At 68.8% G+C, this 12,916-nt stretch carries 7 protein-coding genes; 4 read left to right on the plus strand and 3 right to left on the minus strand.

Annotation, left to right across the window (positions count from 1 at the left end):
- Nucleotides 1–102: 102 nt before the first annotated feature.
- Nucleotides 103–603: a CinA family protein gene (locus GLA29479_RS06455; RefSeq protein WP_057917563.1), complete on the minus strand. Its 501-nt coding sequence runs from the start codon at nucleotides 601–603 to the stop codon at nucleotides 103–105.
- A gap of 717 nt (nucleotides 604–1,320) precedes the next feature.
- The gene (locus tag GLA29479_RS06460) at nucleotides 1,321–3,849 is read right to left on the minus strand and encodes a TonB-dependent receptor (protein WP_057971122.1); all 2,529 of its coding nucleotides are present in this window, start codon (nucleotides 3,847–3,849) and stop codon (nucleotides 1,321–1,323) included.
- A gap of 547 nt (nucleotides 3,850–4,396) precedes the next feature.
- On the opposite strand from GLA29479_RS06460, the gene GLA29479_RS06465 reads away from it, so the two are divergent.
- The 3 genes from GLA29479_RS06465 to mutS all read left to right on the plus strand — a co-directional run bounded on the left by GLA29479_RS06465 (nucleotide 4,397) and on the right by mutS (nucleotide 8,929).
- Complete coding sequence (locus GLA29479_RS06465) at nucleotides 4,397–5,410, plus strand: M15 family metallopeptidase (RefSeq protein ID WP_057917561.1); 1,014 nt, start codon at nucleotides 4,397–4,399, stop codon at nucleotides 5,408–5,410.
- Nucleotides 5,411–5,456: 46 nt separating this feature from the next.
- The gene (locus GLA29479_RS06470; RefSeq protein ID WP_057971123.1) at nucleotides 5,457–6,161 is read left to right on the plus strand and encodes a hypothetical protein; all 705 of its coding nucleotides are present in this window, start codon (nucleotides 5,457–5,459) and stop codon (nucleotides 6,159–6,161) included.
- Between the two features lie 224 nt (nucleotides 6,162–6,385).
- Nucleotides 6,386–8,929 carry a DNA mismatch repair protein MutS gene (gene mutS, locus GLA29479_RS06475; RefSeq protein WP_057971124.1) on the plus strand — a complete coding sequence of 848 codons (2,544 nt, stop codon included), beginning with the start codon at nucleotides 6,386–6,388 and terminating at the stop codon, nucleotides 8,927–8,929.
- Nucleotides 8,930–9,227: 298 nt separating this feature from the next.
- On the opposite strand, the gene GLA29479_RS25940 is transcribed toward mutS, so the two are convergent.
- Nucleotides 9,228–9,359: a hypothetical protein gene (locus tag GLA29479_RS25940; RefSeq protein ID WP_282955878.1), complete on the minus strand. Its 132-nt coding sequence runs from the start codon at nucleotides 9,357–9,359 to the stop codon at nucleotides 9,228–9,230.
- Between the two features lie 69 nt (nucleotides 9,360–9,428).
- Between GLA29479_RS25940 and GLA29479_RS06480 the strand changes: the two genes are divergently transcribed.
- Nucleotides 9,429–12,566 (plus strand): AAA family ATPase, encoded by a 3,138-nt coding sequence (locus GLA29479_RS06480; RefSeq protein ID WP_248842804.1) that lies wholly within the window; start codon nucleotides 9,429–9,431, stop codon nucleotides 12,564–12,566.
- The last annotated feature ends 350 nt before the right edge of the window (nucleotides 12,567–12,916 follow it).

Here is a 12,916-nt window from a genome sequence, read left to right on the forward strand (position 1 = left end):
CCGGCCGGCGTGATCGGCGCGGCGATCAGGTCGGTGGATTCGCGACGCGAGCTTGACCGCGTCGCGTCTGGAGGCCGCGAGCGCCCGGCACCGCCGGCCGCATCAGCCCGTCAGCGACTGCATCGCGTGCAACGCCGCGGCGACGGTCTTGCGCCGCACCGCTTCGCGATCGCCGTCGAAATGGAAGACCTCGGCCATCGGGTAACCGCCGCGGCGTTTCCAGGCGATCCAGACGGTGCCGACCGGTTTGTCGTCGGTGCCGCCGCCGGGCCCGGCGATGCCGGTCACCGCGACCGCGATGGTCGCGCCGGTATTGGCCAGGGCGCCGGACACCATTTCGATCACCGTCTCGCGGCTGACCGCGCCGTATTGCTCCAGGGTCTGCGGGCGCACGCTCAGCAGCGACTGCTTGGCCTCGTAGCTGTAGGCGACGATGCCGCATCCGAACCAGGCCGAGGAGCCGGCGATATCGGTCAGGGTCTTTGCGATCCAGCCGCCGGTGCAGCTCTCGGCGGTGACCAGCATGTGGTGGTTGATGCGTGCCGCCTCGCCGAGTCGTTCGGCGAGGCCGCGCAGGGCGGTGTCGCTGGTATCGGGCGTCATGGCGCCACTATAGCGGGCGTCGCGGGCGTGGCTTTGCCTGGACGGTCGGGATGGATGGCCGATTGGCGCGCAGGCCTCCCCTGTACGAGCAGCGCGAGCCGCGACAGGGGACGCGGGGTTGCGTGAGCTCCGACGTCGTTGCGGCTGCGCGGTCGCGGCTCGCGCCGCTCCTACCCTTGGGCCGCGCCGCAACCGCTTTGGGGTAAGAGCGGCGCGAGCCGCGACAGCAGACGCGGGGTTGCATGAGGTGGCGACGTCGGTGCGGCTGCGCGGTCGCGGCTTGCGCCGCTCCTACTCTTGGGCCGCGCCGCAACCGCTTTGGGGTAAGAGCGGCGCGAGCCGCGACAGCAGACGCGGGGTTGCATGAGGTGGCGACGTCGGTGCGGCTGCGCGGTCGCGGCTTGCGCCGCTCCTACCCTTGGGCCGCGCCGCAACCGCTTTGGGGTAGGAGCGGCGCGAGCCGCGACAGCAGACGCGGGGTTGCATGAGGTGGCGACGTCGGTGCGGCTGCGCGGTCGCGGCTTGCGCCGCTCCTACCCTTGGGCCGCGCCGCGCCGCTTTGGGGTAGGAGCGGCGCGAGCCGCGACACAGGACGCGGGGTTGCATGAGGTGGCGACGTCGGTGCGGCTGCGCGGTCGCGGCTTGCGCCGCTCCTGGATAAAGAACGGAGCGGCGCCTCGGCGACTGGAGCGGCGTCGCCGCCGCTCCCCGCTCCGCTCAGTACATCACCCGCAAGGTCACGCCGTAGGTGCGCGGAGCGCCGAGGAAGGCGTTCCAGGAACCGGTCTGCAACGGCGCGTCGAAACCGACCTGCTTGTACTCCTCGTCGGTGAGGTTCATCGCCCAGGCTTCGACCATCCAGCGCCGGTTCTTGGCGCCGATGCCGAGCCGCGCATTCACCACGGTGTAGGCCTCCTGGCCCTTCTCCGGGTCGAGGTCGGAACCGGTGTTGTAGTCGGACGAGTACTTGGCGCCGATGTTGAAGCGGCCGATCAGCGAGGCGCCGAAATCCCACTGATAGGTCGCCGAGGCCGAGGCCGACCACAACGGCGCGAAGCTGGCCCGCGCGCCCGGCAGCTTGGCCAGGTCGGCATCGGGCAGCGGGTCGTTGCCGTACTTGGTGTCGGCGTACATCAGGCCGCCCTGCAACATCAGGCCCTTGAGCCCGGTCTGCCACAGGATCTCGGTGTCGATGCCCTGCGAAACCACTTCCGGGATCGAACGCACGACGAAGCTGGTGCCGAGGAAGCTGTTGAGCTGGAAGTCGGTGTAGGTCTGGTGGAACAAGGTCGCGTTGAGCAGCAGGTTGCCGTCGGCCCAGGTGGTCTTGGCGCCGAGCTCGTAGCTGTCGACGAACTCGCCCGGGAACGAGGTGTCGTTGACCGGGGCGATGCCGGCGGTGCCCGAGGACAGGCCGTTGGAGGACTGCACGCGGTCGAGGTTGAAGCCGCCGGCCTTGTAGCCGCGCGCGGCCGAGGCGTAGCCCATGACGTGCTCGTTCCAACGGTAGGCCGCCTTGATCGTGCCCGACCATTCCTTCTCGTCGCGTTCCTGATTGGTCACCCGACCGTTGTGCAGGGTGTTCGCCCACGGCAGGCACATGAAACCGACCACCTGCTGGACCAGCGCGGCGCGCGCCGCGGCCGGAACGCCGCGTGCGGCCAGGGCCGCGCCGACCCGGGTCGGATTAGCCAGCGCCGCACCGCAACCGAGGCCGCCGTTGGGATTGCTGTAGACCGAGTCGAGTTCCTTGTTTTCCTTGGTGTAGCGCAGGCCCAGGGTGATATCGAGCGCGTCGGTCGCGTGCCAGGTGTTGTTGGTGAACAGCGCCACGCTCTTGCTGTTCTGCTGGTAGCGGTCGAGCGCACCGAGCCCGCCGAAGCTGCTGCCGAACGGGCGGCCCGACGCCTGCGACAGGAAGGTGGCGGCATTGGCGGTATTGATCAGCCCGGCCGGGAAGCGCGCGGCGATCTGGCTCAGCACCGCGGTCGACAGATACGGCTCGTAATGCGCGCCGAGGCTGTAGGAGTCGTTGCGCTTGAGGTCTTCGTCGGCATAGAACAGGCCGAACATCCAGTCGAGCTTGTCGGTCGCGCCGGTCAGGCGGAACTCCTGGCTGAACTGCTTGAAGCCGGTGAAGGATTCGTCCGGGTCCGGATTGCGGTAGATCAGGTCGGCGGTGGTGAAATCGAAATCCAGGCCGTTCATGGCCTGCCAGTCGCGCGAGGCGGTGATCGAGGTCAGGGTGGCACCGCCGAACCACGGCGTGATCCAGTTGACCTCGGCCGAGACGCCCTTGTCCTTGATGTCCTGGGTGGTCGGGCGGTTGCTCCACGCCACGCGCGCGAACGGATCGGCGACCGGCGCGACACCGGTGCCGCCGACCAGCGCATTGATGATCGCCGAGGTCGGGCCGCGCACCGTGGTCAGGCCGACGCAGCAGTTCTCTTCGCGGCTGCTGTAGTCGGCGATGAAGTTGATGTCGAGGTTCTCGGTCGGCTCCAGCAGCAGTTGGCCGCGCAAGGTGTGGAAGTTCTGGTCGCCGTCCTCGCGCTCGCCGCGCGGGCCGCGGCCGATCTCGACGTCGGTAAAGCCGTCGCGCTTGCGCTTGCCGGCGTAGACGCGGAACGCGGCGTTCTCGCCGAGCGCGGTATTGAACGAGCCGGCCAAGCCGACCGCGCCGTAGTTGCCGATGGTCAACTCGCCCTCGACCGTGGTGTCGTAGCTCGGCCGGCGGGTGATGACGTTGATGACGCCGGCCGAGGTGTTCTTGCCGAACACCGTGCCCTGCGGGCCCTTCAGCACTTCGATGCGTTCGATTTCGCCGAGGTCGCCGAAGCCGACGCCGTTGCGCGGGCGGTAGACGCCGTCGATGACCACGCCGACCGAGGACTCCAGGCCGGCGTTGTCGCCGACCGTGCCGATGCCGCGGATACGCGCCACGGTCTGCACTTCGCTCTGGGTGCTGCTCACGGTCAGGCCCGGCACCAGCACCTGCAGGTCCTTGACGTCGCGCACGCCGGTGTCCTGCAGCAATTGCTCGGGCAAGGCGGTGATCGAGATCGGCACGTCCTGCATGGCCTCCTCGCGCTTTTGCGCGGTCACGGTGAGGCCGGCCAAGGTCGTGGCCTCCTCTTCGGCGGGGGCGGCAGCGGTTTGTTGCGCCTGTGCGGTCGCGGCGAGCGACGCCACTCCCAAGGCGATGGCCAAAGACAAGGATTTGCGACCCGGCTGACGAGCGATCATCTGGTTTCCCCCAAGTTTGAAAACGTTCGGGACGTGCTGGACTTCGATGTCCGGTGCGGCGGGTGCGCAAGATGAAGGCATGCGTCCGGGGGTCCGACCCGTGTCTGCGATACCGCGCCGTCCCCTGCGCGGATCACATCCTTGTTCGATACGTAATCCGTGAGCGATTGCGGCCTGAGTCTGTGAGGCGTGAATCGAATCGGCGTGCGGAAATTAGCACGCTGTTAACGAACGTCATGCGGCGATGCAACACCTTTGTACCCGCAAACGACGCACGAAGGATAGAAGTCCGTCATATCGCGCTTTGCGAATTAAAAACGAACGAACGTTCGCGTTTTCATCGCGCGAACGCACGATGCCGCGGTGTCGGATTGCGCAAACGCGACTGCACAACCGTGCACGAAAACTGGGGCGTCTGTCCGCCGGCGCTAGGGTCGGTCCCAGGTGGCGGCCGCGATGCACGCGGCGTGCAATGCAGGCGAACCTTCCGTGGAACCTCGCCCAGGCTGCGAAGTTCCGGCCGTTCCCCCGAACAAGGACTACGCCCATGGACAGCGTCAACGGCGCATCGCACAGCAGCGAATCGCAATCCACCGCCTCGGCCACCCAGACCCAGGCCACGCCGAGCATCAGCGAAGAGCGCGAGGAGGAAATCCGCACCGAGCTGGCGCAGAACCCGCAGGCGGTCGCCGCGCTCGACCAGTTGGTCGCCGACCGCAATTTCGGCCAGCTCAGCGAAGAACAGAAAGTCGAATCGCTGAACGCCTTCATGAGCGCGCCGAATGCGGCGACCGCGACCTATCTGCAGGGCGCGGCCGAGGTCAGCCTGAACCCGCAAGCGACCCCGTCCTCGCTGACGCCCGATGCCGGCACGCTGACCCTGGACGGCGTCACCTACGGCATCCAGCACGGCAATCTGGTCGATGCCCAGGGCCTGACCGTCGGCACGATCCGCAACGACGGCACCGTGCAGCTCGCCAGCGAAACCGCCGCGCGCAGCGTCTACAGCGACATCAGCACCCGCGTGCAGCTGACCGAACAGATCGGCACGCAGAACCGGACCCTGGTCGACCTGCATGCGGCCGATCCGCGCGGCCGCCTTACCGACCCGAATCTGAATCCCGAGGTCGTCGACCGGGTCACCGCGGTGATCGAACAGGCGCGCCGCGAAGGCATGAACATGCGCGTGGACACTGCCTACCGCACCTTCGCCGAACAGGACGCGCTGTACGCACAGGGCCGCACGGCTCCGGGCAACCGGGTCACCAATGCGCGCGCCGGCCAGTCCTGGCACAACTACGGTGTCGCGGTCGATCTGGTGTTCAACAACGCCAACGGCCAGCCGAGTTGGGCCGAGACCCACAACTGGGACCGGTACGGCGAGATCGCCGTTGCTCAGGGGCTGGAATGGGGCGGCAACTGGCAAGGCTTGGTCGATCGTCCGCACGTCGAATACCACCCCGGCTTCGACGCCGGCGATGCGCGCAACATGCTGCAGAGCCATCGCCAGGGCGGGCTGGAGGCGGTCTGGGATCGCATGGGGATCGGCCAGATACCGTGACCCAGGCCGCGGCGCCTCGCCACGCGACGGCTAGACTGGTTTGCGCATGAACTCGAACTCGCACCGCCTGTGTTTCGCGATCACCTGTGCGATCGCCCTGTTGCCGGCCTGCCGGGCCGGCGCCGCGCGCCCTGCCCCTGTATCGCCCGCCACCGCGGAAGCCGCGGCGTCGCCGCGCGTGCTCGCAGGAACCGGCGCGGTCGCGTTTCACCCGAGCCGGCCGCTGCTCGCCTGGAGCGATGGCAAACGCTGGCACGTGCTCGATCTGCATACCGACCGCGTCGCCGACTTCACCGGCGACAGCGAGATCGCCGACCTCGCCTACGCGCCCGACGGCGACCTGTGGCTGGTCGGCGACCGTGCCGAACGTTGGCGCGACGGCCGGCGCAGCTGCCGCAGCGAAGCCGCCGACCTCAGCCGCGTGCTCGGCACCGCGCGCGACGGCATCGCCGCCGCCGGCTACGGCCATTCCGACGGCGTCGGGCCTTTGCGCCATCCGGTCTGGATCGACACCCACTGCGGCATCACCCGCTACCCCGGCGAGCCGTTGCCGGCCGGCGTCGCCGATGCCTCCGCCGACCAGGGCGGCATCGCCGGCAAGGACACTCGATCTCCGCGCGCCGTCCCGAAAGGATTCGTAGCGCCGGCGGGCACCTCCGCGAAACCGATCGCGGTGTCCCACGACGGACGCTGGTGGGTCGGCGGGGACGCGGGACGCTTGCATCTGTATCGGGCCACTGGCGGCCGCTGAGCGCGCCTGGCAAGCCGGGCGAATTCGTACCCGCCGACGCAACCCATCGCGCCCCTCCCGCAGCCACAACTCCGCAGCCACGGCGCGGGTCGCAGCCCGGCTGGCATACTGTGCCCCCGCCTGCAGCCCCCGGCGCGCAGGCTCCTCCCGCATCAGAACACCGGTATTTCGTGTCCGCCCCAGACTCTTCCAGCGCCCGCAATCTCGACGCCCACACCCCGCTCATGCGCCAGTTCTTCGCCGCCAAGGCGGAGCATCCGGACGTACTGATGTTCTTCCGCATGGGCGATTTCTACGAGTTGTTCTACGACGACGCCCGCAAGGCGGCGCGACTGCTCGACATCACCCTGACCCAGCGCGGCAACTCGGCCGGGCAACCGATCCCGATGGCCGGCGTGCCGCACCATTCGGCCGAAGGCTATCTGGCGCGCCTGGTCGCGCTCGGCGAATCGGTGGCGATCTGCGAGCAGATCGGCGACCCGGCCCTGGCCAAGGGCATCGTCGAACGCAAGGTGGTGCGCATCATCACCCCCGGTACGGTCACCGACGAGGCCCTGCTCAACGAACGCCGCGACACCTTGTTGCTGGCGGTGGCGCGCGGCAAGCACGCTTACGGCGTCGCCTGGGCCGACCTGGCCTCGGGCCGCTTCCTGGTCAACGAAGTGGCCAGCGAAGACGCGTTGGAAGCCGAACTGGCCCGGCTGGAGCCGGCCGAACTGCTGGTCGCCGACGAAGACGGCTGGCCGCCGTTCGTGGCCGAACGCAGCGGCATGCGCCGTCGTCCGCCGTGGCTGTTCGACGTCGACAGCGGCCGCCGCCAGTTGCTGCGCTTCTTCGGCCTGCACGATCTCAGCGGCTTCGGCCTGGAAGACAAGCCGCTGGCGATCGCTGCCGCCGCAGCCTTGCTCGGCTATGTCGAGGAAACCCAGAAACAGCGCCTGCCGCACCTGACCTCGATCGCGATCGAATCCGGCGACGGTGCGATCGCGATGAACGCGGCCACCCGCCGCCACCTCGAGCTCGACAGCCGCGTCGACGGCGACAGCCGCACCACCCTGCTCGGCGTGCTCGACAGCACCGTGACGCCGATGGGCGGGCGTCTGCTGCGGCGTTGGCTGCACCGCCCGCTGCGCGACCGCGGCGTGCTGCGTCATCGCCACCAGGCGGTCGCGACCTTGATCGAAAGCCGCGCCGGCGACGACGTGCGCGAACGCTTCCGCGCGCTCGGCGATCTCGAACGCATCCTCTCGCGCATCGCCCTGCGCAGCGCGCGCCCGCGCGACCTGTCGACCCTGCGCGACGGCCTCGGCCTGTTGCCCGACGTGCGCGCCACCTTGGCGCCGCTCGATGCGCCGCGCCTCAACGCGCTGGGCGCCGAACTCGGCGAACACGACGCCCATGCGCATCTGCTGGCCGAAGCGATCGTGCCGCAGCCGCCGGTGTTGGCCCGCGACGGCGGCGTGTTCGCCACCGGCTACGACGCCGAACTCGACGAATTGCGCACGCTGTCGACCAATGCCGATCAGTTCCTGGTCGACCTGGAAGCGCGCGAACGCGCCAGCAGCGGCATCGCCACGCTCAAGGTCGGCTACAACCGCGTCCACGGTTATTACCTCGAAATCAGCAAGGGCCAGGCCGACAAGGCGCCGACCCATTACACCCGGCGGCAGACGCTCAGCAATGCCGAGCGCTACATCACCGAGGAACTCAAGCAGTTCGAGGACAAGGTGTTGTCGGCGCGCGAGCGCTCGCTGGCGCGCGAACGCCTGCTCTACGAACAACTGCTCGATGCTCTCAACGAACGCCTGGAGCCGCTCAAGCATTGCGCCGCGGCCCTGGCCGAGCTCGACGTGCTGTGCGGCTTCGCCGAACGCGCGCAGGCGCTGGACTGGTCGCAGCCGGAACTCGGCGACACGCCCGGCCTGCGCATCGAGCGCGGCCGCCATCCGGTGGTCGAGGCGGTGCGCAAGGACCCGTTCGAGCCCAACGATCTGATCCTCGACGAGGACAATGGCCGCCGCATGCTGGTCATCACCGGCCCGAACATGGGCGGTAAGTCGACCTACATGCGCCAGAACGCGCTGATCGTGTTGCTCGCCCACATCGGCAGCTTCGTGCCGGCGGCGCGCGCGCTGATCGGGCCGATCGACCGCATCCTGACCCGCATCGGCGCCGGCGACGACCTCGCCCGCGGCCAGTCGACCTTCATGGTCGAGATGAGCGAGACCAGCTACATCCTGCATCACGCCACCGACCAGTCGCTGGTGTTGATGGACGAGATCGGCCGCGGCACCTCGACCTACGACGGCCTGGCCCTGGCCGAGGCCTGCGCGCGCCACCTGGCCCACAGCAACCGCGCCTACACCTTGTTCGCCACGCACTACTTCGAGCTCACCGCCCTGGCCGAACCCGGCAACGGCATCGCCAACGTCCACCTCGATGCGGTCGAGCACGGCGACCAACTGGTGTTCATGCACGCGGTCAAGGACGGCCCGGCCGATCGCAGTTTCGGCTTGCAGGTCGCCGCGTTGGCCGGTCTGCCGAAATCGGTGGTCAAGCAGGCGCGCGGGCGTTTGATCGAACTCGAACAACAAGGCCGCGAAACGCCCAAGCCCTCGTTCGCCACCGCCGCGCTCGACCAGCCGCAGCAGTTCGGCCTGTTCGCGACCTCGTCGGCGGCGTTGGATGCGCTGGCCAAAGTCGATCCGGACGAACTGACGCCGAAGCAGGCCCTGGAAGCGCTGTATCGGATCAAGGCGCTGGCCTGAGCGCAGGTAACGCGGTGCACAGGGCGGCCGTATCGCACAAGTGCAGTCGCCGCAGCCGTCATCCCCGCGCAGGCGGGGATCCAGGGTTTACCGCGACATCGCTCTGAAGTCTTTGGATCCCCGCCTTCGCGGGGATGACGGTTGGACGTTGGATTCACGCCTGCGCGGGGACGGCCGCTGGTTGACCGATAGCGGCGGCGAACGACATCGCCGCCGACAGGCATAGCGCACGGTCCCTATCGGACGAACCGCTAAACTAATGCCCGGAACGGACACCGGAGCACATGTGGAAGCCTTATTACTCGTCGTCGGCCTGATCGCCGGCCTGATTCTCGCGCGTCTTTATCGACCGCAGGCGGCGGTCGTCGCTGCGGCGGCGGATGCGCCGCGGGCGGATGCGGAAAACGCACCGGCCGTCGAGCAAATCCAAAACGAAGCCGAAGCACCGATTGAATCGACTTCGGAAACGGCCGAAGCACCAGAGGATCGATTACTTCGGTTGGTCCGTTCCATCGATGCGCTCGACGAACGCATCCAGCGCCCGCAGGACCTGCTTGCCCTGCCCGAATTCCACCAGGGCGTCGATCTGGTCGCGAGCGAAGCCTTCAACGCCGCCGACCTGGTGCGCCAGCTCAGCGGCACCGGCTACGTGCTGCAATCGATGATCACCAAGGCCCTGCCGCGACGCAGCGACGTCGCGCTCGACCCGGTGTTCGAACACGTCGGCCAGTTCGGCGGCTATCCCCTGCACTTCCTGATCGAGTACCTGCGCACCCGTCCCGACGCCGGCGACGTGCCCAAGCTGCTGCGCCATGCCCAGCCGTGGTGGTGGGACTTCGCCCCGGTGCGCCAGCAACTGCGCGACTACCTGCAATGGGCCGAACAATTCGGCGCGGCGCCGGCCGCGCCGGTGCTGGACGAACTCGAGGAACACGCGGCCACGCAGTTGCGCGACACCCTCAAGCGGTTCCAGTCGCCGCTGCTGGAACCGCTGATCGAGCAGGCCGAACACGCCACCAATGCGCGCCGCGAAAGCCGCGTGCTCGGCGCCTTCGGCCGGGTCAACGCCAGCGCCAAGGCGCAGACGCGCATCGTCCACGACGCCCTCGCCCGCCAGCTCGAACGCCTGCATGAGCTGCTATCGGGCGACGATGCCGCCTCGGTGCTGGTCTCCGGCGAACACGGCGTCGGCAAGACCGTGCTGATCGACCTGCTGGCCGAGCGTCTGCAAGCCGAGGGCTGGCTGGTGTTCGAGGCCTCCGCGGCCGAGATCCTGTCCGGCCAGAGCTACATCGGCGAACTCGAAGAGCGGGTGCGCGAGATGCTCGGCGTGCTCAACCGCAAGCGCGCGGTGTGGCGCGCGCCGGAATTCTTCGACCTGCTCGCCAAGGGCTCGCACTCGCGCGACCCGCGCGGCCTGCTCGACCTGGTGCTGCCCGCGATCGAGCGCGGCCAGTTGCGGGTGATCGGCGAGATCACCCCGCGCCAACTGGCGCAGTTGCTGATCGCGCGTCCGGTCATCAAGCACCACGTCGAAATCGTGCAACTGCTGCCGACCGAAACCGATGCGCTGGAAGCGATCGCCGCCGAGTGGGCGCGCTTGGAAGGCGAGCGCCTCGGCCGCCCGGTCGCCGACGCGCGCGCCCTGGCCGAAGGCGCGCGCATGGCCGCCCAGTATTTCCCGGAGCAGCAGGAACCCGGCCGTCTGCTGCGCCTGCTCAACGACGCGCTGCAGAGCGCGCTGGCGGAAACTTCGCCGGCGCTGCCGCTCGACCCCGAACGTCTGCTCGCGACCATCGCCCAGCGCAGCGGCTTGCCGCTCGACGTCATCGACGACCGCCAGAGCCTCGACCTCGACCGCCTGCGCGCCTTTTTCCGCCAGCGCGTGATCGGCCAGGACGAAGCCGTCGACGCCCTGCTCGATCGCATCGCCATGCTCAAGGCCGGCCTGATCGACAGCAGTCGGCCGATCGGCGTGTTCCTGTTCGCCGGCCCCACCGGCACCGGCAAGACCGAGCTGGCGAAGGCGCTCGGCGAGCTCTTGTTCGGCAGCGACGAACGCCTGCTGCGCCTGGACATGAGCGAGTTCCAGTCGGAGGACTCGGCCTGGCGCCTGACCGCCGACGAAGGCGGCCAGAGCGGCGTGCGTTCGCTGACCTCGCGCATCCGCGAGCAGCCGTTCTCGGTGGTGTTGCTGGACGAGTTCGAGAAGGCCCATCCGAAAGTCTGGGACCTGTTCCTGCAGGTGTTCGACGATGCGCGCCTGAGCGACCGCAGCGGTCACACCGCCGATTTCCGCCACAGCATCATCATCCTGACCAGCAACGTCGGCTCGACCATCTCGCGCAGCGCCGGCCCGGGTTTCACCTCGGCGCGCGGCGGCTATTCGCGCGACGCGGTCGAGAAGGCGCTGTTCGAGACCTTCCGCCGCGAGTTCCTCAACCGCCTCGATCGGATCGTGCTGTTCAATCCGCTCGACCGCAGCCTGATGCGCGAGATCCTGCACAAGGAACTCAAGCGCGTGCTGACCCGGCGCGGCCTGCGCAACCGCGACTGGGCGGTGGAATGGGAGCCCTCGGCGATCGAGTTCCTGCTCGACCGCGGCTTCACCCCAGACCTCGGCGCGCGGCCGCTGCGCCGCGCGATCGAGCATTACCTGTTGGCGCCGCTGGCGCGCAGCATCGTCGAGCACCGCGCGCCGCAGGGCGACCAATTTCTGTTCGTGCGCAGCGCCGGCGACCAGCTCGAGGTGCAGTTCATCGATCCCGACGCGTCGCGGCGCAACGACGGCGCCGCGGCCGAAGTCGTCGCGCCCGCCGACGCCGGCGATCTGCGCGACCTGGTGCATGCGCCATCGGCGGCGGCTGCGGCGGTGGCGCGGCTCGATGCGCGGCTGCAACAGCTCGACCAGACCGTGAGCGCGCAGGATTGGGTCTCGGCGCGCGAAGCCGATTACGCACGCATGGCCGAGGCCGATTTCTGGAACGCGGGCGACCGCCATCCGGTGCTCGACCGCATCGAGCGCCGCGACCGCATCGAGAGCGCGCTGGATACCGCCCAGCGCATGCGCCAGCGGCTGCGCGAGGACGGCGGCAACGACGAATTCGCCGGCCGCATCGCCCAGTTGCTGTTCCTGCTCGGCCTGGCGGTCGACGCCGTGCGCGAACAACGCCCGCAGGACGCCTTGATCGAAATCGATACCGACGAGGCCGCGCACCTGCGCCACGGCCCCGACCTGCGCCTGTGGTGGCAGCGTCTGCTGGCGATGTATCTGGCCTGGGCCCAGCGTCGCAACATGCGCGTCGAAGTGCTGCGCCAGGACGCCGAGCGCTGCAAGGCCTGGCTGGCGGTGAGCGGCTTCGGCGCCTTCGACCTGCTGCAGGCCGAGTCCGGCCTGCACGTGCTCGAAGACCAGGAAGACGGCGTCACCCGCCGGGTTTCGCTGTCGGTGCAGGTCGCGCCGGACTTGCCGGGACGCGCGCGCGTCGCCCAGGCCGCGGCCGAAGGCGAGCGGCGCATCAGCCGGCGTTACCGCGAGTCGCCCTCGCCGCTGGTCCGCGACGGCGTGCGCGGCTGGCGCAGCGGCCGCCTCGACCGCGTGCTCGGCGGCGAGTTCGACGTGATGCAGGGCGGCTGATACGCAGTTGATCCGCGCCCGCACAACGTTGCGAGGCCTCCCCGCCGTCGGCCGCTATCGAATCGGCCGACGGCTCGACCCTTCCGAATCCCTCAGGCGGTCACGGCCTGGTAGCGATAAGCCTTCCATGATCCGTGCCGGATGGAACGCTCGTGCCGTCGTCCCGCGTCGCTATCCATAGTCACCCCCTATCGGATACGTCGAAAGGATCGATTTCACATGCGGATGCTCCCGACCTATCGTTCCCTCGTCCCCACGTGACACGGAGCGCCACCGATGAGCCAGCAGAATCGACGACTTCCGACATCCGCAGCCTTCAGCGCTCCGGTCCGCAAACGTTTGGATCCTGC

It is taken from the genome of Lysobacter antibioticus (assembly GCF_001442535.1).
Lineage (GTDB): Bacteria > Pseudomonadota > Gammaproteobacteria > Xanthomonadales > Xanthomonadaceae > Lysobacter > Lysobacter antibioticus.